Annotated in this window: 13 protein-coding genes; all 13 read left to right on the forward strand. The window is 45.7% G+C overall.

Annotation, left to right across the window (positions count from 1 at the left end; translation table 11 throughout):
- Positions 1–21: 21 nt before the first annotated feature.
- The 13 genes from EDM21_RS18705 (at position 22) to EDM21_RS18765 (ending at position 20,868) form a co-directional block, all read left to right on the forward strand.
- Positions 22–2,094, forward strand: coding sequence for a DUF5693 family protein (locus tag EDM21_RS18705; protein WP_338044020.1), 2,073 nt, complete (start codon positions 22–24; stop codon positions 2,092–2,094).
- Positions 2,058–3,251, forward strand: coding sequence for a polysaccharide pyruvyl transferase CsaB (gene csaB, locus EDM21_RS18710; protein ID WP_157337978.1), 1,194 nt, complete (start codon positions 2,058–2,060; stop codon positions 3,249–3,251). Before EDM21_RS18705 ends, csaB begins: the two co-directional genes overlap by 37 nt.
- Before the next feature lie 14 nt (positions 3,252–3,265).
- A complete protein-coding gene (locus EDM21_RS18715; protein WP_157337979.1) occupies positions 3,266–4,039 on the forward strand; it encodes a WecB/TagA/CpsF family glycosyltransferase in 774 nt (257 codons plus the stop codon).
- Positions 4,040–4,167: 128 nt separating this feature from the next.
- Positions 4,168–5,283, forward strand: a complete 1,116-nt coding sequence (locus EDM21_RS18720) for a glycosyltransferase family 4 protein (protein WP_157337980.1) — start codon at positions 4,168–4,170, stop codon at positions 5,281–5,283.
- Positions 5,284–5,624: 341 nt separating this feature from the next.
- Positions 5,625–9,488 carry an S-layer homology domain-containing protein gene (locus tag EDM21_RS18725; protein ID WP_235918273.1) on the forward strand — a complete coding sequence of 1,288 codons (3,864 nt, stop codon included), beginning with the start codon at positions 5,625–5,627 and terminating at the stop codon, positions 9,486–9,488.
- A gap of 488 nt (positions 9,489–9,976) precedes the next feature.
- A complete protein-coding gene (locus tag EDM21_RS18730; RefSeq protein ID WP_235918269.1) occupies positions 9,977–12,901 on the forward strand; it encodes an S-layer homology domain-containing protein in 2,925 nt (974 codons plus the stop codon).
- Positions 12,902–12,974: 73 nt separating this feature from the next.
- Positions 12,975–13,544, forward strand: coding sequence for a hypothetical protein (locus EDM21_RS18735; RefSeq protein ID WP_157337983.1), 570 nt, complete (start codon positions 12,975–12,977; stop codon positions 13,542–13,544).
- A 164-nt stretch (positions 13,545–13,708) separates the two neighbouring features.
- Positions 13,709–13,984, forward strand: a complete 276-nt coding sequence (locus EDM21_RS18740; RefSeq protein ID WP_157337984.1) for an alpha/beta-type small acid-soluble spore protein — start codon at positions 13,709–13,711, stop codon at positions 13,982–13,984.
- Between the two features lie 172 nt (positions 13,985–14,156).
- Positions 14,157–15,359: a methionine adenosyltransferase gene (gene metK / locus EDM21_RS18745; protein WP_157337985.1), complete on the forward strand. Its 1,203-nt coding sequence runs from the start codon at positions 14,157–14,159 to the stop codon at positions 15,357–15,359.
- 475 nt (positions 15,360–15,834) lie between these two features.
- Positions 15,835–18,450, forward strand: a complete 2,616-nt coding sequence (locus EDM21_RS18750) for a stalk domain-containing protein (protein ID WP_157337986.1) — start codon at positions 15,835–15,837, stop codon at positions 18,448–18,450.
- Positions 18,451–18,540: 90 nt separating this feature from the next.
- The gene (locus tag EDM21_RS18755) at positions 18,541–19,728 is read left to right on the forward strand and encodes a sensor histidine kinase (RefSeq protein ID WP_068777441.1); all 1,188 of its coding nucleotides are present in this window, start codon (positions 18,541–18,543) and stop codon (positions 19,726–19,728) included.
- A complete protein-coding gene (locus tag EDM21_RS18760) occupies positions 19,700–20,425 on the forward strand; it encodes a response regulator (RefSeq protein WP_068777442.1) in 726 nt (241 codons plus the stop codon). Before EDM21_RS18755 ends, EDM21_RS18760 begins: the two co-directional genes overlap by 29 nt.
- 50 nt (positions 20,426–20,475) lie before the next feature.
- A complete protein-coding gene (locus EDM21_RS18765) occupies positions 20,476–20,868 on the forward strand; it encodes a hypothetical protein (RefSeq protein ID WP_157337987.1) in 393 nt (130 codons plus the stop codon).
- The last annotated feature ends 988 nt before the right edge of the window (positions 20,869–21,856 follow it).

A 21,856-nucleotide genomic window follows, 5' to 3' on the forward strand; every position in this document is an offset into this window, starting at 1 on the left:
AAGCAGGAATCATGAAACGGAGTGAACAGATTGATGCACGGATATAATGCGGCAAACCGGATGCTGCGCAAGCTATTGTGGTGGTTTGTCATTGTGGGGCTTTTGGCTTCTCTGCCGCTTGCGTTCTTCCGTCAAGAGACGGAAACCTCGTCGAACCAGGTTGAATTTGTATTCGATTATCGCGACTTACTGGAGATGTCGGACGTGCGTCCGAATCCGCAGGGATTCGTTCTGCAGCAGCTACAGGCAATGAAGCAGGCTGGCATTGGGTCACTGGCCGTGTATGAATCCACCCTGTCTGAACTTAGGCTGAGCAGGCGGATCGAAGTGTTCTCCTCACGTGAGGCCACCTCGCTGACACAAAAGCCTATTTCGCCAAATGAAAACTTTACGTACATTTTGTTTACGGATCCTTCTTCCGAAGCGAAAATAAAGCCGATGATCGAGAACACGTTTGCTAAGCTTAACGTGAAGACAAGCCCTTGGGATTTTAAAAACCAACCGGGCCTAATCATCGAAATGAATATGGAAGAAGCTAATCTGAAACCGATGGATCCGGATCCGATTACGCTTGAATTGCTGAAGGATCACGGTTTCCGTATTGTCGTCCGACTCGGCAACAAACGTGAGTTTGTAACGAATGAAATGGATGCTCTGCTTGCTAATTTATACAAAATGGGGGTTCGCCGCTTACTGATTGATGGTGACTACGCCCCGGGATTCTCCGACGATCCCAAACAAGTCCAGCTTCACAAAATGGGTATTTTACTCGCGAAATACGACATGGGCTTAGCCAATATTGAGATGCTGAAGCAGCCTCAGAAAGGCTTTGGCGTTCTTGCCGAAGAAACAGGCTACAATGTAGTGCGCCTCCACTCCTTTACCGAGAAAGATGGGGAGAAATTGACCGAAAGTCTCGTCAAAGAAGATAGGGAAGCGCGAATTCAACAAACGGCGGACCGGATCGTACTGGCCGTCAAGGACCGCAACATCCGTATGATTTTCCTGAACGGCAGAGCTGTTAAGAATCTGGAAAAAGGTGCGATTATAACACCTTTGGACGCTATCTATGAAAGTTTGAATGGGCCAGATGGAGCCATTAAGCGTATAGAAGAAGCAGGTTTTACTGTAGCTCCTGCCCAAAAATTCGACTATAGCTATAACAGCTATCAGAATATCGCAAGATTCTTTATGCTGCTTGGCAGCATCAGCCTCATTGTTTTGCTGCTGGGGTATTTTATACCCGAAGCGTCACTGCTTTTGTTTGTTCTAGGTCTTATTGGCGCATCAGGCTTGTATTTCTTGTCACCAAGTCTGTATGCTCAAGCACTCGCTTTGGGCACATCAATCGCCGCTCCGAGTATCGCAGTCATTGAGGCGATTCGTTCCGTACAAGCAGGGAGGGCAGCCCGGGCCAAATCAGCTGTGCTCTATGCGATCGTTCAATTAGTCAAGACTACCCTGATCTCATTGATCGGTGTCGTGTACGTTGTGGGCCTGCTGAATCATATTTCTTATTTCCTGGTTATGCAGCAGTTCAGAGGAGTAAGTCTACTGCATTTGCTCCCGATCGCAATCGTAGGGCTCTATCTGCTCTTCTTCCGCGAAAAGCTTAACTACCAGCAGCGCGGGGAGCAGGTTAAGAAGCTCCTTAAAGCCAATATCAGCGTTTTATGGGTAGTTGTAGCTGCAGCAGGTGCCGCTGTTATTTTCTACTACCTCTCACGAACAGGTAATGAAGGACAAGCTTCGCCGTTTGAACGTTATTTCCGTTCATTCCTGGAGAATACTCTGGGTGTTCGTCCGCGGACGAAAGAATTCCTGTTGTCGCACCCGCTCTTCTTGTTCGGTGCGTATCTCACGGTAAAATACCGGAATGCGGTGTACCTGCTTCTGATCGGTGTAATCGGGCAGCTGTCCATTGTGGATACATTCGCACATCTGCACACCCCGCTTCACATTTCAGGCATTCGTGTCGTGTATGGAATTGTGTTCGGACTCATCATCGGCTTGCTGCTGATTGCAGCCTGGGAAATCGTCACAAGGAGTTGGAAAGCATGGGCAGCCAAACGCCGCGCAGCGGTAAAAGGGTAGTTCTCTCCGGTTATTACGGCTTCGATAACAGCGGAGATGAGGCTGTGCTGCAGTCTATCCTGCTTGCGCTGCAAGAACAGGGTGAAGCGGCTGGTGTACGCATTCAGCCGGTCGTTCTGTCAGCTAATCCTCAGAGGACTACCGAAATGTACGGAGTCGAGGCGGTACACCGTATGAAGATCCCGGATTTATTCGGGGCGATCCGTTCTTCGGACGGGCTCATCAGCGGAGGCGGGAGCCTGCTGCAGGATGCGACGAGCTCGCGCACGATCCCGTACTACCTGCTGGTTCTTAAATTGGCCCAGTGGCTCCGCAAACCGACGTTTATTTATTCGCAAGGTGTCGGTCCCGTGAACAATCGCCGCTTCTATTCCTGGATCCGCTCTACATTTAAGAAATGTGCCATAATTTCGGTGCGAGACCAGGAATCCGCAGAGCTGCTCGGCACCATGGGCGTGCCGGCCTCGTCCGTCCGGGTTGTACCGGACCCGGTGATGGGGCTTCCGCTGCGCTCGGCGGAGGCGGGTGGGGCGGAGAGCGACAGCTCCTCCGTCCATCAGTCGCCACTAACTGCCGGCAGGGCGGCACCAACATCCGATGACGGCGCAAGATCAGCGGTTCCCGTCATCGGCGTATCGGTCCGTTACTGGAACACGGACCGCTCCGAGCTGGACGCGCTGGCAGAAGCGCTGCGCGTCCTGATGAGCAGGCGCCAAGTCCAGGTGCGCCTGCTGCCGTTTCACCTCCCTTCGGACGAGGAAGCATCCGCTTACGTGGCGGATCGGATCGGCCCGCAGGGCGAAGGGCAAGACGTCCGCATTGTCAGCGGCGTCACGCATCCGCAGGACATGCTCGCCGAGGTGAGCGCCTGCGATGTGCTCGTCGGCATGAGATTGCATTCGCTGATCTATGCCGCCTCGCAGTTTGTTCCGATGGTCGGCGTGTCCTACGACCCTAAGATCGATCAATTCCTCGCGAGGCTCGGAATGGTTGCGGCCGCGTCGACGAAGCAATTCGACCCGGCGGCTGTAGCCGCCGAGATCGAGAGGCTGCTCGACGGGCGCGGGGCTTGGGCGGCCGAGAAGAAGGCCGCCATTGACCGGCTGAAGCAGGAAGCTCAGCAGCCGGCGCAACAAATCGTGCAATATTACCGTTAAGAGGGATGAGACCAATGACTGCTAACGATAACGCAATGGTGCCGATTGTTCGGGTATACGGCGTTCCCGTTTCCAAGATGAACATGCAAGACACGGTAACCTACTTAACTAAAGCAATAGAATCTCGCCGGCCGCACCATGTCATTACGGCGAATCCGATCATGATCATGGCTGCTCTTCAAGATCCGGGTTACATGCGGATGATGCATGCTGCGGATCTGATTGTTCCAGACGGGAACGGGCTTGTTTGGGCTACCAAATATGTAGGCCAGCCGGTATCGGAACGAGTTCCGGGCATCGATCTTATTCATGAACTGATGAGAACCGGCGAAGCCCGGAGATGGAAAGTTTATATGCTCGGAACGACCCGGGAGACGATAGCGGCTGCGGCGGGCAAGCTTGCGCGGCAGTATCCACTGATTGATATTGTCGGGTTTCGTGACGGATTTTTCGGAGAAGAGGAAGACGAAGCGGTCGTTGCTCAGATCAGGGCCCTTGAGCCTGATATTCTACTCGTCGGGCGTTCGGCTTCGACTCAGGAACCATGGATTTCGAAACATAAGCAGGGGTTGGCCGTTCCTGTTATAATGGGTGTAGGCGGGAGTTTTGATGTTTTTGCAGGGAAGCTTAAAAGAGCCCCTAAATTGTTCCAGAAGCTTAAATTAGAATGGTTTTACCGGCTGCTGCAAGAGCCTTCGAGGCTTGGAAGAATGATGGTTCTTCCGCAATTTGTAATGAAAGTGGTTCGAGACAAAGAAAATGTGTTAAAAACCGTTGAAAAGCGATGAAAATTGGCTGCTGGACGCTAAATTGAGATGAAATTGAGATTAGCGTTCTCACTCGAGTAGAAGTATAATTTGATCGGCAGAACAATCAGTACAAGTTACTCGCAATAAGAGGGGTTGAAAAACCGATTATGAATGTATTATATGTGCTGGGCTTTGTTGTATCCTGCCTTTTCGCACTGTTGTTAACACCGCTGGTCAAACGGTTTGCTTTCTGGGTCGGTGCCACGGATAAACCTAACCACCGGAAAGTACATACCAAGATTATGGCGCGGATGGGCGGAGTAGCTATATTCCTGGCATTTGTAGGGGCTTTCTTTGTAATATCTCCGGCACTTTCAGGAGTGAATGCCAATGCGGCGCTTGCACTCGTGATTGGCGGATTGGTCATTGTAATTACAGGAGCTCTGGATGACCGCTTTGAGCTTTCGCCTAAGTGGAAGCTGCTTGGACAGATTATTGCGGCCTGTATCGTAGTTGCTTTTGGTTTGAAAATTAATGAATTCAATATCCCGTTCGGCGGACATGTGTCTTTACCCGATTACATCAGCATGCCTTTGACTGTCCTATGGATTGTAGGCGTTTCGAATGCCGTCAATCTGATCGATGGACTTGACGGTCTCTCGGCTGGTGTTTCTGGAATCGGAACAGGGACGATTCTTATTCTCGCGCTGCTGACGCCATTCAGCGATGCGGTTACGGTCGTGCTGTTATGTACCATTTTACTTGGAAGTATTACGGGTTTTCTGTTCTACAACTTCCATCCTGCCAAGATTTTTATGGGTGATTCGGGAGCGCTGTTCTTGGGTTTCGCACTGGCCACACTTTCTATCCTCGGATTTAAAGTATCGGTCGTACTCTCCTTGCTGACACCGATTATGATCTTGGGTGTGCCGCTTTCGGATACTTTCTTTGCTATCATGCGCCGCTTCCTGAACAAGAAGCCGATTTCTGAAGCAGATAAGAACCACTTGCACCACTGCCTGCTGCAGCTTGGATTTAGCCACCGGACGACCGTGTTGATTATTTACGGCATCGCTGCTATGTTTGGCGGAGTAGCAATTGTCTTGAACAATTACAATGATTCCGCGTGGTTAACGGTTCTGATTGTAGCCATTCTGCTGTTTGTTCTAGTGGTAGGTGCAGAGGCTATCGGAATTATCAGCAGCAGCAAAAAGCCGGTTATCCGGTTCTTGCAGAAGCTGGGTGTTAAATCAACAAGTTTCAACAGCCGCTTGCCGAAGTGATAGGGACCTTATAAAGATGACCTGCAAGTAAATTTTTAGATAGTCTATATCTGTTGGTAAGGCTAAGCAACCGCTCTAATATTTCTTTCCTAAAATAAGTACATGATTTCTTATATGAGAAGGCCACTCCGTTGCGGGGTGGCTTTTTTGATGGGTTTAAATTTCCAAATACTGATAAACACCTAAACTTTTCAGAAAGGCATACCGATATTTAAAGTACGACTACTTTATTTAAAGACGGCTTATTTGCTTTGAATTGGAAGGAGGCCCCTTAAAAGCAGTGCCTTTTCATACTAACCGTCGATTAGAACCTATTTATATAAGGAGGAGTTATTTTGAAAATGAAATCCCGCAAATGGCTTAGCGTCGTGATGATGTTCGCCATGTTGATCAGTCTGCTTCCGCCCCTTACGGCGTATGCGGCTTCGACCATTTCCATAACGAATATGTACAATAAGACCGTTAACTTCGGCACGGAAAAGGAAGCTCCTGAGGATTACAACAATGTAACCCGTGTAACTCGCAATCCTTTTACTTTAAAAGCAAGTATTTCTAACATCAGTGAATCACAAATCCCTACAATTTATTACGAAATCACGAATGTAAATACAAAGCAAGTTACGATAGAAAAGTCTCACAAACCTTCACTGACAAGCGCTAATGAAATTACCTTTACGAACATTACACTATCAGAGGGTCTTAACCGCATTGTTATCAAAATGGGCGATACCAACCAGCTTTCTTCGGCACCCGGCTGGATCTACTATACGCCTACAACGAACCTGACCGATTTTACAATCAACAACGAAAACCTTGTGGACGGTAAAATCTATCCGGTAGACCGCAATAACATCAGAATGGGAGTCACCGCGGTAGATATTAAAGCGAAGGCTTCCAATGCCAATCAAGTTAAAGCTTACGAGTCGGGCAGCGCCAATGCGAAGCTTGGTATCCTGAACCGCAGCGAAGGTATGGTGTATTTCCGTGGCGGCGACGCAGCAGGCAGCTGTGGGTCCACTGGCGAGATCTGTCTGAAAGCCGGGGATAACCGGATCGTTTTTGATTCGAGCAATGATTCGAATTCCTACCAGACGGAGAAGCGTTTCGTCTACGACAATGGCCAGCCGTTTGCTTTTGGTGTGGAAATGGGGAAAACCAGCGCAGGACAAACGGAATCTCTGTTAAACAAACCAAACTTCGATGTTAAAGAGTTAACACTCAAAACAAACCTTAAAGTAGACTACAACAGAGATGGAACGAATGCACCTACATCTCTTCGTTATAACTTGGTGGATATCATGGTGAATGGTAACCAGGTTGCAGCTAACCTGGATCTTAACACACCATCTTCCTCAGTCGGGGGCGCTGTTAAGCAGTTCGGTAAAGGAACAGGCCTGAAGAACGAGTACGATGTATTCAACCTTACTCTTGATCTGAATGTAGCCGGGGTGTCTGAATGGACAGCAATCCGCAACCCTCAGCAAGTTCAGTTTATTTTTAAAGATTCACTGGGAGTAGCCGGAACGGCGTCTTCTGCTTACACTTTCAGCTACACTAATCCGAGCGAAGCCGGTGTAACGGATGTTGCTATGGTAACGGGTAAAGATGCGGCAACGAATCAGAATATTTATACGTCCTTGTCTGAGCTCGCGACGACGGAAATAAATGAGCTGCCAGTAGAAATGAAAATTTTAACGAATGCTCATACAGCTAAAATTAGAGTCCTGCTCGATAACAAACAAGTTTCTGAAATCTCTAACCCAGGGAACAACGAGTTTATTTACAAACTAGAGAACATAACAGACGGGCAAAAACAGTTGAAATTCCTGCCGGTAGATGCAGCGGGGATTCCAGTTGAGAACGGCAGCCGGGAGTATAGCATCCAAATCAACAATGCACCTTACATTATTGCCAATCAAATTTCCAGTCCCGGCAACACAGGGATTACGATCCGTGGTGTGGATCAGCTCACTTGTGGAACAACAGTAGGATGTCTTTCCGGTAAAGCGGTCAACTACCTTCCAACTGGAGCAGGCAATAAAGTTGAGCTTTACGTAAATGACAAAATGATCGAGCTTCAGGCAGCAGATTTTGATGCTAATCGTCAATTCAAATTTGAATTGACCAAATTAGCGGCAAAATACGGAATTACAGCAGCTCAATTGTTTAGCGAGGGAGCTAACCAGATCAAGTTCTATATGTATGTTAACAATTCATTAATCAGCCGGGCTGTCTATAATGTTAACTTGATAACGGCTGAAGCTCCTGAAGTTGTTCTATTCCTGCCCAAGGAAGATACAGCCGGCAAAACTAAGTTTCCAAAAGCTCAGAAGCCGGATATGTATGCAACTACAGAGCGCACTGTTCAATTAAATGGTAAATATTTTAATACGAATGCAGGCAATGTGACCGTTTCCCTGAACGTGTACTCCAAAGATAAAGACGGCAATCCCAAAAACGATTACCATACTTGGAGCTCAACGACTGGATCTAGCACATCAGTGTCGGGTGGATTCTTCACAAGCTTGCCATCTTCGGGGGTAGACTTCACGACCAATGCTATCGCCCTTCCGGAAAGAGGCGAGATGACATTCCAGTTCACGGTTACCAACCAAGCGAATATGAGCGTGTCCAAGACCGTTACCATCGCTAGAGAGCCACTGGCCTATGTCATTAAAGAGCCGGTATTGATCGAGAATGAAAAGCATGAATACCAAGCCAATATTAATAGTAACTTTACCAAAATTGTGATTGACGCTGAGAAAGCGGATAGTGTTGTTTTCGGTAAAGAAAAAGCGGATAAAGAGACTTTGTATGAAAACGGTTTGGAAGTCGATCGCTTTACTTATGAAGTGAGAGATCTTAAGGCTGGCAAGAACACAGTCAAATTTACTGTTAACCGGGGCAGCACCAAAACAAGCGGAAGTATCGTACTCTTTAATACGAATACGCCAGTTGCAGGCGCACAATATCTGGATGACATGGGTTCCAGCTTCAAAGTGTTTGACGGCGGACTCCAGCTGAAATTTGATAAAGACACGAAACTTAAACGTTATAAGCCTACATTTGATAACAAAGAGTATATTACTGCGGACCGCAAATTGTATTTCGGTATTGCGGATAGCATTGACGGACGAGTGGACAAGTTCTCCATTCACAATCAATTCCCTAACGATTATGCGAAATCTCGCTTGGCTGTCAAAGGCAAGTCTGATAACTTTAGCACGGCGAGCAAGTTGTATTATGTGGATGCGGGTGTGATTAATGAGAAATCAAGCGCACAAACTCCAGAAGACTATTTAAGCTATGCTCTGCAAGGTAGAGGTATTGAGCCATACGATCCAAAGACTAATTTCTTTACACGCTCAGTCGATCAAACAGTAGTTCCTACTAAACGCGGTACTTTAACGCTTAAGTTTGATCCTTCTATCCGTGATGATGCCGGCAAATATATTTCGGTCTTCTTCTTTGATACGTATGAGCAGTACAACACTTTGACTGGCCGCGGATGGGTTAATCTCGGTGGTACAGTGAATACGGGCAGCAACACCATTACTGTGCCTTTCGAGAAATTCGGCTACTATCAAGTTATGTATATGGACAAAGGATTCGATGATCTAACGGGTCACCCGTGGGCAAGAAATGAACTGGAGATGTTATTCTCCAAAGGAATTATGAACAGCAAGACAAATTACTCGTTTAGTCCGAATGAGCCGATTTCCCGCGGTGAGTTCGCGACGATGCTCGTCCGTATCTTTGATCTACCGCTGAACTACGGAGGGACACCAACGTTTATTGACGTGTTCAAAGTCGAGAATCTCTACGGACTGTATGATTATAAGTACATTGAGACAGCAGCTCGCGCCGGTATCATTCGTGGTACTGCCGGCAACCGTTTCAGTCCGGATAGCTCTATTACCCGTCAAGATATGGCGGTCATGATTGCACGCGCCGCTGATTTGAAGCTTGCAACGGACGCGAATAAGACTTTGAGCAGCCTGCAGAAGACCTTTACGGATGGCAGCGCCATTGACTATTATGCACGTCCGGCCGTAGAAGCGGTATTCAAGAAGAAGTATATTGAAGGCAAACCTAACGTTCTTATTGAAGGCCAGAAAAAAGAAACCGTGCGTTTCGATCCGCTGGAAACCTTCACAAGAGCAGAGGCAGCTATTGTGGCATCACGAGTTATGGGTACGAAGTAAGGATTATTATGGAAGATACGGCCGTGCACAGTGTGCGGTCGTATCTCTATATATAGTAGAAAACCCGCTTAATGCAGTGAAATTGGACATGCCTAATAATTCCAAGCTATAATACATAAGAAGTTACAAAATAATTTCAAAAAAAATCGCAACAACCGCAACTTTTTCCGAAACCGTTCGTTTAATACATTGGAAGAGCAAGAAGGCCCCTAAACATTGCGGTTTTCTGGAATCATTTCTCAAAATTCTTCTTTACGTAGCAATAACGCCAATGTATAATGTTTAAAGTGGTGTTAGATGTCTACATATCTATTATTTTCTCGTTACTAGATTCTATGCGGACATGAGATCTGCAGATGAATTAGTTATACTATTTCAGGCTCTACAACTCTGGAAAGGGGGTGAATCAAACAATGAGGAATATGAGCTCTAGATTTCCCAATCACTCTCAAAACCCGAAAGATATTCAAGGAGGAGACAAAAAGGTTATGAAAAAAAGTTTATCCGTTATTCTTTCCACAGCTATGGCATTATCCGTATTTTCTTCCGTAGCATTCGGTGCTAAAGCAGATGATTTCTCCGATCTTAAAGATCTGGACGCGGCTACAAAAGCCAAGTTTGATTCGATGATTCAAGCAGGTATCTTCGACGGTGTTGAAGAAGGCCGCTTCGGTCTGAAAGACAAAATGAACCGCGCTCAATTCGCTAAAGTTGCAGCTCTGGTTTTCGAACTGAAATCCAATGCTACTACTTCCAGCTTCACTGACGTTAAACCTACTAGTGTTGATCCAGCTAACGGTTACGCGCTTCCTTACATCGAAGCTCTTAGAGTTGCTGGTCTTACTGATGGTAAAGAAGAAGGCAAGTATGTACCAGCTGGCGACGTAACTAAAGAAGAGCTTGCTACTTTCTTGGTTCGTGGTCTTGGTAAAGAAAGCGAAGCACTAGCTAAGCCAGGCGTTTCTGACCAAACCGTATCCGGTTGGGCTAAAGGCTATGTTCAAATGGCTCAAGAACTGAAATTGTTCGATACTCCAGCTGGCCAGCCATTCAACGGTTCCACACCTGCTACTCGTGACCTGCTTGTAACAGCTTCGTACCAAGCTCAACAAGTCGTTAACGCTAGCAAGAAGCTTTCCGTAACGGAAGCTAAAGCAACAGGCATTAAGAAAGTATCGGTTAAATTTAACCGTGAAGTAGATACAACTAAAGCTACACTGGCTCTGAAAAGAGGAAGTGCAGCAGTAGCTACAGACGTAGTATGGGCAGAAGACAAGAAGTCTGCTGAACTTACTCTGAAAGACGTTAAAATCATCGATGGTACTTACAGTGTAACTTTGTCCGGTGTAGATTCCTCTACAGTTGACAAATCCACTGCTGAGTTCCAAGCTACTGATGAGAAAGTAACTAGCATTGATTTCTTGAATACTTCCGATTCTATCGCTTACGGTAAAAAAGTCGGTATCAAAATCAAAGCAAGTAACCAATACGGCGAGAATGCTTCTTTCTCCGCTAGCAACTACACTGTTTTCACTTCCAATGTTGAGAACAGCCTGAAGAAGAACGAAGATGGAACTTTGGTTCTGACCCTTAAAGTAGATGATCGTGATTCTTCCGGAAGATCTCTTAATGGACTTACTCAAGGTATGGGTGTAATTCCAGTTAACATCTTTAACAATGATTCCCGTGTCGCTAAAGACAAGACTTTCAAAGTGAACGTTGCTCCTTATGCGACTAAACTTGAACTTAGTGATGTAGTATACAGCAACAATAGCAAAACCCTTGCTAACGTTGGAGAAACAGCAACAGTAAATCTTTACCAATACGATCAATTCGGAAACATTATCTCTGATGTTGACGCTGGCAACATTTCCAGCACACCGAACGTGATCGTTACACCTTACGAAAAAGGTCTGACAGTATCTGAGAAAACATTTGAGAAAGTTGTATTCTCTCTGACTGAAAAAGCTAGCTCCAGTGCTGAGTACACAGCTACTATTTATGCTGGTGCATCCTCGGCGACTACGAAGCTTAGCGTGAAATCAAACAAATTCGCTAAGAAAGTTGAATTCGGTGATTTCAGCGGAAGTCTATCAGCTGGCGATGGCGAGAAATTCCTCCCAATCAATGTTTTTGATGAAAGTGGCAATGCTCTTACAGCGCAAGAAATCGTAGACAATGCTGATATCATCAAAGTTAACAGCAGCGTTGAAGGTGTATCTCTGCAACTTACTGGTGAGAACAAAGGTAAAATCAGAATTGCTGGTATTCCTGCAACTCTTGAGAATGGATACATGAACATCAGTGTTTCCATTATTGCTCCAGGAGTTAACAGCTATGTGAACAAAAACTTCAAGATTGACAAAGCTCGTATCGCTGATTCACTTTCTGTAGCGACTGAGTCCAAGCAAAAAGCAATCGCTGGTGCTGAAACAGATCTGATTCTGAAAGTTAAAGATCAAAATGGCGAAGTTGTTAACTCTGTAACAAACGGCGACTACAGCATCCAAGTAACAACTGAAGGAACAAATTCTGGCATTAAATTAGTTAATAAAGATGCTAGTGCTTTGACTCCAACTTATAACAACACTAAGTTCGAAGACTTTAATAAAGGCTTTACAATTCAAACAGAACCAGGTGCTACTGGCACGATTAAAGTTGTTACTAAACTCTTGAAAAATGGTGCCGAAATTGACTCCGTTACTAGAGAAGTAACTATCGCTAAAGCTGACGAGAAATTGACTTACAACGTTGCTGCTGTGAGTGACCTGTTTGCAATCCTCGACAATGCTAGCGCACCTGCTGCTGATAAAGCAAATGCTTATGACAGCAAAATGGGTCGCAGTGTAACTATCGAAGCTAAAGATGCAGCAGGTAAGACTGTAGCTGTACCTTCTAACTTCATTACAGGGGTATCGTCTTCCGATAATACTGTAGTTAAAGCAGTTTATGCTGACAATGCAGGAAAAGCTAAACTTGTTGGTAACAAAGCAGGTACTGCAAACGTAGTTGTTACTTTCAAAACAGCATCTGGTGAGTCTAGTGACCAAACATTGGCTGTTAAAGTTAAGAATGATGCTGTAGCAGTAGCTTCTCTGACTTCTAAGTCGGCTAAGAAATATGTTAATGATGTGTACACTACTATGGAACTGAAAGCAAAAGACAACTATGGCATTGAGTATGCTTACGATGCAAACATCGCAGCAATTGATACCAATGTTATCGAAAAATATGACGCTTTCCTTGGTATTCGTTTCTCCATCAGCGGTATTGTAACAAAAGCTAATGGTACGGATAATGGTGTTTCCTTGGGATCTAATGGTACCCTGAACATTGGTAATGATGTAATTGAGTTCACACTCAAAGCAACTGCTCCTAACGGTACTTCCACAACTACACTTGTAACTAAGTAATTTGTAAAAAAATAAGAGGGCCTAGTGCCCTCTTATTTTTTTTTAGAAAAAATCAAATATGGAGGTGGTTTACATGAAGAAGTATTTCTTAATGACAACCACATTGTTGGTTTTCGTATCTGCGATATCTATTACTAATGCCGCTGCCCCAACTCCAGGCTCTGTAGACGATCCAGTGGTTACAAAGAGCTACCTAGAGCAGTATGTCCAGAATTTTGGAGGATCTACAGGTGGCGGGAACAATTCAGGTTTAACGGAGAGCAAGGTTAGAGAAATTATTGCTCAAGAAGTGGCCAAGCTGCCCAACAATGGCGGTGGAGGAACTACTTCTCCAGGCTCATCTGCTGATTTGAAAGTTGTCGTTCTGAAATCAGGCCAGACTCTCTATGCAGATGCAGGTGCTGAACTGATTGTCCGCACGGGCAGGACGATTGCTGTAAGCAGTGATGATAATGGGATTCCAGACGTGACAGCGGGTAAGGATTTGGCCGTAGGCACTGTTATAACAAATAATCACCTGCTTATTTTCCCTAGAGATGGACGCGGTGTTAAACCGGATCTCAAGGAAACAGCAGAGGTATATGTAATGGTACGCGGCGGCTATGTGGTTCAGAATGCCGATGGAACACGTGTGGCGCAATGATGGGTATATCACACAACAAGTTAGTTCATTTCGAACTGCTTGTTGTGTTTTTTTCATATGTTTTTCTCTCCATAAATTAACCCTGCTGACAAGAACTTATCCGCGTTTTTTATGAGGAGAAGGTGATACTACCTGTACCAATATGTAGAGGAGTGAAAAAAGCAATGGCAAGTAATAAAAAAGTAGTACCCGAGTCCCATAAAGCACTTGATTTACTCAAGTATGAAATTGCTGCGGAAATGGGCCTTCCTGTAGGAAAACAAGCTTTGAGCAGCTTAGATTTCAATGCTGAATTTGCATCGGAACTCGGTTCCATTCCAGCCGCTTCCATCAAGGAAGATTACTGGGGACATATATCCTCACGTGACTCGGGAGCAGTAGGCGGAGCTATTACAAGCCGCTTAATACGTAAGGCGGAAGAGGTTCTTTTTTCGCTATAATTCATGATTGTTTCCAGACTATGCCGGTTTGACTTTCCCTTATAAATACAGTAATATATTTTGAAGAAGGTCATGTTAAGTAAGCAACCTTTTCCATCACGGAAAAGGTTCATTTTTTGTGTAAGTTCGCACTTGATTTTACATACTATAATGGAGTAGGAGGTCGGTGACATTGACACTAGAACGCGGCAGACGTTTATTTACATCCGAGTCCGTGACAGAAGGTCATCCCGATAAAATTTGCGATCAAATTTCCGATGCGGTGTTAGACGCATTTTTGGAGAACGATCCGAACGCACGCGTAGCTTGTGAGGTATCTGTAGCTACCGGTTTGGTACTCGTCATCGGCGAAATTACTTCTCGTTCCGAGTACGTGGATATTCAAGCAATCGCACGTAAAACGATTAAAGAAATCGGTTATACGCGCGCTAAGTTTGGTTTTGACTACCAGACATGTGCCGTACTGACTTCCCTTAACGAACAATCCCCTGACATCGCACAAGGGGTTGACCAAGCTCTCGAGGCTCGTGAGGGCCAAATGAGCGACGCTGAAATCGAAGCAATCGGTGCAGGCGACCAAGGTCTTATGTTTGGTTACGCAACTAACGAAACTCCAGAATTGATGCCGCTGCCTATTTCGATGGCTCATCAACTCTCCCGCAGACTGACGGAAGTTCGTAAGAACGGCACGTTAGACTACTTGCGCCCTGACGGTAAGACTCAAGTAACCATTGAGTATGACGGGGACAAGCCTGTTCGTGTAGATGCGATTGTCGTGTCGACTCAACATGCGGAAGAAGTAACACTGGAACAGATCCAGAAGGACATCAAAGAGCATGTTATTAAACCAATCGTTCCAGAGAAATTCCTGGATGAGAATACGAACTATTTCATTAACCCGACAGGCCGCTTTGTAATCGGCGGACCTCAAGGGGATGCCGGCTTGACTGGCCGCAAAATTATCGTCGATACTTACGGTGGTTATGCACGTCACGGCGGTGGAGCATTCTCCGGTAAGGATCCTACAAAAGTCGACCGTTCCGGCGCTTACGCAGCTCGCTACGTAGCTAAGAATATCGTCGCTGCGGGCCTTGCAGAGAAATGTGAAGTTCAGCTTGCTTATGCTATTGGCGTTGCCAAGCCGGTTTCCATTAGCGTGGATACATTTGGTACAGGCGTAGTAGCCGAGGACAAGCTTGTTGATTTGATCCGTAAGCATTTTGACCTGCGCCCGGCGGGAATTATTAAACAGCTCGATCTGCGCCGTCCGATCTACAAGCAAACGGCTGCTTACGGACATTTCGGCCGCAATGATCTGGATGTTCCTTGGGAGCGTACAGACAAAGCGGACCTGCTGAAATCAGACGCTCTGTAAACCATAAGATATCGTGAAGAACACGGTCTGCCCATTGGGGGAGGCCGTGTTTTTTTAGGTATTGGGAAAAGAGTTTAACTTGAGCTAGTCTGGAATTTTAGATTTGATTATTGGTGAATTTATTAGAAAATATTGATAGATTGCTAGAGTAACATCCATGCATCGGAATTGAATGGGTTGCCCTTTTCTTCAACACTGATGTAACTTCAAATCCGAAAGTCCCCCAAAAAGCATCCTCCCTACGAATCCTATAGCTAGTAACAGATGCTTCTTTTCATCTACTGCACTATTAAAACGCACTTTTTAAAGTCAAACGTCTCTATTATTCGCTACTTTAACACTCAAATAGTCCCTTTTCCTCTTATTCGGTGAAAAATCGAACGAAATACGTAACTTTTTGGCTAGAATGAGAGTCTATACTATTGTGCGTTCTAGTTGATATTACCTATTTAGGAGAGAGGAAAGTGAAACAAGCATGAGATTTACCAGCAAGTTGTGGAGAACGACACTGGCTTTTGTCGTCGCATTTCAAGTCGTCGCTTCCACACCTTTACCGACCTTTGCCGCAGAGCCGTCCGTCACTCTCAAATCGGAGAACATACTAACATCGGGTGCCGTGATGAAAAGATATGTTTGGAAGTTTACCAGAAACAACAAACAGGTTACGGCGAATGCCAATGTTATTGAAGTGGATTTGACAAATCCCTATGTCAAACTGGATGTAATGTCGGGGAAGACTACGACGCTAACGGATAAGCAGACCGTGATGACTATGGCCAAAGAATCCGGAGCCGTAGCTGGCGTAAACGGAGACTTTTTTAATACCCAAGCAGAAGGTGTGCCGTTAGGTCCGCAAATTACCAATGGGCAGATTATTACTTCGCCGGTTAATAACATGAAAGGCTTGTACGCCTTTGGAGTAACGAAAGACAACAAACCGGTAATTGATCTGTTCGCGTTCCAGGGTACGATTAAAGCAAGCAATGGTGCAGCTTTTGATCTAGGTGGTATCAACAAAACCTACTACTGGTTCGACGATGGTACTCACAGCCATAAAGACGGGTTGTTCATGTATACAGAAGCATGGGGACAAGTGGAACGTTCGAATGACGGTCAATCGACTCCTACTGAGGTGTTAGTGCAAGATGGAGTGATCAAGCAAATTGCCGTTAACTCTGTCATTAAACAGGTACCGCCGGCCAACGGCTATATCCTGCGCGCTGCTGGCAAGTCAGCTGAGTTCGTTAAAACGAATTTGAAGGTAGGCGAGAAGCTGACTTCGAATTATGCTTTTACAAATCAAAGAACGGGTGCAGTTTATCCCAACGATACTTTCAAAATGATGATCGGAGGCCACTCCATTCTAGTAGACGGGGGCAAGGCTACAACCTTCTCCAGAGATGTTTCTTCTCTAGGCGGCTACCGTTCCCGTACAGGAGTAGGGTACTCGAAGGATATGAAAACGGCTTATGTAGTTACAGCCGATAAGAATGACAACAGTGCGGGCATGAGCCTGCAAGAATTCCAGAAGTTCCTGATCGCCATAGGTGCCAATAAAGCTATGAATCTGGATGGCGGCGGGTCGACCCAAATGGTGGAGCGTCCGCTGGGCACGACAAATATACAGCTGGCTAATCAGACGGAATACGGTTCTCAGCGAATTGTCGTTAATGGACTGGGTGTTTTTTCAACAGCTCCAAAGGGTCAAGTTAAGAGCTTAGTCGTTAAAGGCGATACGGAGCTGTTCTTGAATGAGAAATCTTCTTATACATTCAGCGCTTATGATACTTATTACAATCCAATGGCCTCGAACGGAATTCAGCCTCAGTGGCAGGTAACGAATGGACTGGGCAAATTCGAAGGAAACTCGTTTATACCGACGAAATTCGGCAGCGGAAAGCTAACGGCATCGTCCGGGGAAGGTTCATCGAGCCTTGATGTTAAAGTCATCCGACGTGCGGATCTCAGCTCGATGAAGGTTACTAAATCCGGCGGGCCCGGCCTAGCTGCGGGTGGAAGCTATAACCTGACGGTGTCAGCTACGACTAAAAGCGGCAAAACCAAACAGCTCTCTCCGGCATCGCTCCAATGGGAAGTGCTAGGCATCAAGGGAGAAGTGAAAGATGGCGTGCTTCATGTAGAAAGTCTGGAAGGCGCTAAAAATGCACAGGTGATTGCCCGCTATGACGGTTTTAGCAGTATGGTCAGTATTCCGATTGGCAATGAGTCCATGTGGTACAACCTGGACGATAAGTCTGTCCTGACCAATACGGATAAATATCCGGCAGAAGTAGAGGCGAAGGCAAGCATTGTAAAGAATGAGGCGGGCAACAACAGTTTGCAACTGGCCTACGATTTTACAAAAGGTAAAGGTAATAAAGCGGCTTACGCGGTGTTTAACACAAACGGAGCACAGCTCTACGGATATCCCCAAGCCATTAATTTGCGCGTGAAAGGGGACGAAAGCGAGAACTGGCTGCGTGCGGAGATCATTGATGCGAATGGCAAAAAAGAGCTGGTCGAACTGGCCAAAAATATTAACTGGCAGGGATGGAAATCCGTATCCGCCAATTTATCCGGTTTAAATCTGAAATATCCGCTGACCATACGCAGTATTTATGTCGTGAATCCTGAACAGGGTCAGGACGAGCGTGCCCTTCAAGGTAAAATCGAGCTGGATGATATTTCATTCAGTTATCCGGATTACGGCACGGCTGGATCTATGTCTAAAGTGAAGCTGCAAATCGGAAGTAAAACGGCGACCGTCGACGGGAAAACGTATGCACTGGAGCAAGCTCCTATTAACGATGCAGGCAACACACTGGTCCCTATCCGTTTCGTGTCCGAAGCGCTCGGAGCTAAAGTGTTGTGGAATCAGGAAGAACTGCGCGCGACCGTAGTTAAGAATAGTAACATCGTAGATATGTGGAACAATCAGCTGGATTTAATTGCTGACGGCAAGCGTGTTACAGCGGAAGTCCCACCACGGATTGTGAACAATTTGACGATGGTTCCCCTGCGGATTATCACTGAAAATCTGGGCTGGAAAGTCACTTGGAACCAGCAAGAACAGTCCGTTACACTGCAATAAATAGTTCTATTAGTTTACTCTCAAATGATCCAAAGTATGGTACTATAGAAGGCAGACCAATTTGTTTTTGATAAAGGAGTTTGGAGCGAGTTGCAGGTAGATGCATTGGATCGTGTCATCAAGAATGCTATCGAAGTCATGGAAAGCAGCAAGTATCAGGTCTTCGAAATTTGTGAAAGTGCGAGGAGCGAACGCGAATCCCTTCTCAAAGAATTGCAGCAAATTATCGAGGAAGTTTCCCAGACAATTGAATCGGTAGATACCCTGGAACGCGATTATAAGCGTGCACGCGTACGTCTGACGGATGTGAGCCGCGACTTTGCCAAATACCGGGAAACCCATATTAAAGTTGCATATGAGGCAGCTATCTCGCTACAGCTTCAGCTTACCGTTTCAAGAGAGAAAGAGAATCACCTGAAAGCAAGACGCAATGATATTCAGAAGCGTATTAAGAATGTAGATAGACAGCTCGAGCGGGCGGAAATGATTGTCTCTCAAATGAATGTGGTGCTTGAGTACTTATCAGGAGATTTGAATCAGGTAACCCGTATTCTGGAGTCGGCTAAAAATCGTCAGCTGCTCGGGCTGAAAATTATTTTGGGGCAGGAAGAAGAACGTAAACGAATTGCCCGTGAAATTCACGATGGTATGGCCCAGACCATGGCGAACCTTGTACTTCGTACAGAGATTGCGGAAAGAATGGTCACTAAGCAAGAGTACCAGGCTGCCAAAGAAGAACTTATGGATCTTAAGTCCCAGTTACGCAGCGGGCTAGAAGAAGTACGCAAAACGATCTATAATCTTAGGCCAATGGCTCTAGATGACCTTGGGTTAATTCCAACCTTGCGGAAATTTTTGCAGGATTTCGAGGATAAGACCCAAGTACATACAAAATTCGAGCTTTCTGGAAAAGAAACAAGACTTCCATCCGGGATGGAAGTTGCTATATTCCGTTTGGTTCAAGAAGCATTTTCAAATATTCTCAAACATGCTCAGGCAACATTTGTCACACTCGAATTATCTCTTCGTGAAGATCTGGTCAACATATCGATTAACGATAACGGAATCGGATTTAATGTGGAATTGACCGAGCACAAGATCGCCAAAGGTAATAATTTCGGAATACTGGGGATGCGAGAACGGTTGAAGCTACTCGAAGGGGACATGGCCATCTACTCAGAAAAGGACGTGGGAACGAAAATTACGATGTTGATTCCCATTCGCGCAGAGAACAAGGAGGAAATTGGTAATGGACAACCAGGGGAGTCCCAAGCGTAATGTAAAACTCATTCTTGCGGACGATCATCAGCTGTTTCGGGAAGGCCTCAAACGAATTATCAACATGGAAGATGATATGGAAGTTATCGGAGAATGCGGAGACGGCATTCAGGTAATCGAGCTTTGCAATGACCTGCAGCCGGATGTGGTTTTGATGGACATAAACATGCCGCTGGAGAATGGTGTAGTCGCTACAGAGCGTTTGAAGCTTATTTTTCCGGACATCAAAGTCATTATTCTATCTATCCATGATGATGAAAGCTATGTATTCGAGACACTTCGTAAAGGGGCATCCGGATACCTGCTTAAAGATATGGAAGCAGAGGCACTGATTAATGCGATCCGTTCCGTAGTTGCGGGACATGCTTATATCCACCCGAAAGTTACAGGCAAACTGATCAATCAGTTGCGTCGTATGACCTACCTGGACGATAACGGAGTTATGGGTTCAGGCAATGGCGTGCAAGAATCAGGCTTGAAGTATATTCACGTGCCAACAAGCCCGCTTACTAAGCGTGAGGCGGAAGTACTGCGTCTAATGGCTGAGGGCAAAAGCAACAAGCTGATCGGAGAGTTCCTCTACATCAGTGAGAAAACCGTTAAGAACCACGTGAGCAGCATTCTTCAGAAAATGGAAGTCGACGACCGTACGCAGGCCGTTATTATAGCCATCAAGAACGGCTGGGTTACCTTATAGGAACCAACCCTCCCGCCAAGGCATATAGTATGCTAAGGGAGGGAGCCGTCATGTGGATTGGATTATTGTGTGTGGTAGGGAGCTACATTCTGAGTGTATGTATGCTCCACGTGTTTAATCGTTCCAGGAAGGCCGATCGCACGTATCACCTAGTGCTTGTTACCAAAGATAATCAACTGCATATTGAATGGTACATTCGCTCTTTATTTTTTATAACCCGTCTCAGTGGAAAGTCCATATCTGTCACCTTAATTGACGAAGGATCAACGGATGATACGCTTGGAATCGCAGAGCGGTTATCGAAGTTGTATGAACTGGAGATTATGGCAAACAGACCGGATCATTCCTGGGAACAATGGGCGGAGTCCTCACAGCGCGATGAAATCGTTATTATGCATGTAAGCAATCAAAAACAGTTGGTCAAACTACCTTTGTTTGAATAAGCGATTGCTGACCAATTCCGAGTAACCGGGACTGATTTTACGTAATCGTTTACATGAAACAATCCATAAAGCGGGTGAGCTATGAAAGTTCATGTCTACGCCGCTGCCAACGATACAAACTGGCAATGGCATATCTCCTTATCGATTTCTGTGGATTGCGAGTATTGGTTCGAGAGGTTCGGGCCTACAGTACGGATTGTGCTGCTGGAGCCCCCTGTCTCTATGGGACAAGCTCTTAGCATGATTGAATACTTGGTTTCAAAAGATGCAAATCCACTTCAAATATCCAACTCTCCTGCCGCGTATACCATAAACTCAAATAAATTTAATAGAATTCCCCCAGATCCCCCGAATTATATGGAAACCTGTCAAGGCGCAGATAACACGTTAGAAGCAGCTGAATTAGTCCCGGCTCTTTGCCCCAAGGAACGACACCCTTCCCCTGATGTAAAGTACTCCTCTTGTGTATCAACCAGTATGTTCCCTCGTTCTAAAGACCTAGCATCGCAACAACCTTCTCTCGATCCATATCAGAATAATCCCCAATCCAGTTCAGCCCATATAGCTCCATCCCAATCGAATTCATTCCCGCTTATTCCCAGTATTCCTCCTGACCCCTCTGAACAATTCCATCTAGGTATAGAGACTCACCCCGCAGCAGAGCTTAGGAATTCTATCCATGCAAACCCGGCCCATATCTCTTTACACAAAAAAAGCGGGGATTTTAATCAATCTCTAAGGGCAGATCATAATGAGGCTGATGATTTTTGTAACAATCCTCTTATAAAAGGAATTTCCAACTTTCTTCCAAAAAAGTTTCTCAATGTATCTCCGGATTTACGTTTTCACATAATTTCTTATGATAGTTGGATATCCGGTGACACACTGAAGAATCCAATTGATGATGCACTTTATATAAATATCGTACGGGCGCTTGAGGGCAGGAATTTGCTAAAAGATGAGCTGCTTAGACTACTGGATTCTATGG

The organism is Paenibacillus lutrae (assembly GCF_009757775.1).
GTDB classification, from domain to species: Bacteria; Bacillota; Bacilli; order Paenibacillales; family NBRC-103111; genus Paenibacillus_F; species Paenibacillus_F lutrae.

What these genes read in the sequence shown, in the direction of transcription:
- csaB (WP_157337978.1), top strand. Translation starts at nt 2,058, where the DNA reads ATGGGCAGCCAAACGCCGCGCAGCGGTAAAAGGGTAGTTCTCTCCGGT.
- EDM21_RS18715 (WP_157337979.1), top strand. Translation starts at nt 3,266, where the DNA reads ATGACTGCTAACGATAACGCAATGGTGCCGATTGTTCGGGTATACGGC.
- EDM21_RS18720 (WP_157337980.1), top strand. Translation starts at nt 4,168, where the DNA reads ATGAATGTATTATATGTGCTGGGCTTTGTTGTATCCTGCCTTTTCGCA.
- EDM21_RS18725 (WP_235918273.1), top strand. Translation starts at nt 5,625, where the DNA reads ATGAAATCCCGCAAATGGCTTAGCGTCGTGATGATGTTCGCCATGTTG.
- EDM21_RS18730 (WP_235918269.1), top strand. Translation starts at nt 9,977, where the DNA reads ATGAAAAAAAGTTTATCCGTTATTCTTTCCACAGCTATGGCATTATCC.
- EDM21_RS18735 (WP_157337983.1), top strand. Translation starts at nt 12,975, where the DNA reads ATGAAGAAGTATTTCTTAATGACAACCACATTGTTGGTTTTCGTATCT.
- EDM21_RS18740 (WP_157337984.1), top strand. Translation starts at nt 13,709, where the DNA reads ATGGCAAGTAATAAAAAAGTAGTACCCGAGTCCCATAAAGCACTTGAT.
- EDM21_RS18750 (WP_157337986.1), top strand. Translation starts at nt 15,835, where the DNA reads ATGAGATTTACCAGCAAGTTGTGGAGAACGACACTGGCTTTTGTCGTC.
- EDM21_RS18760 (WP_068777442.1), top strand. Translation starts at nt 19,700, where the DNA reads ATGGACAACCAGGGGAGTCCCAAGCGTAATGTAAAACTCATTCTTGCG.
- EDM21_RS18765 (WP_157337987.1), top strand. Translation starts at nt 20,476, where the DNA reads ATGTGGATTGGATTATTGTGTGTGGTAGGGAGCTACATTCTGAGTGTA.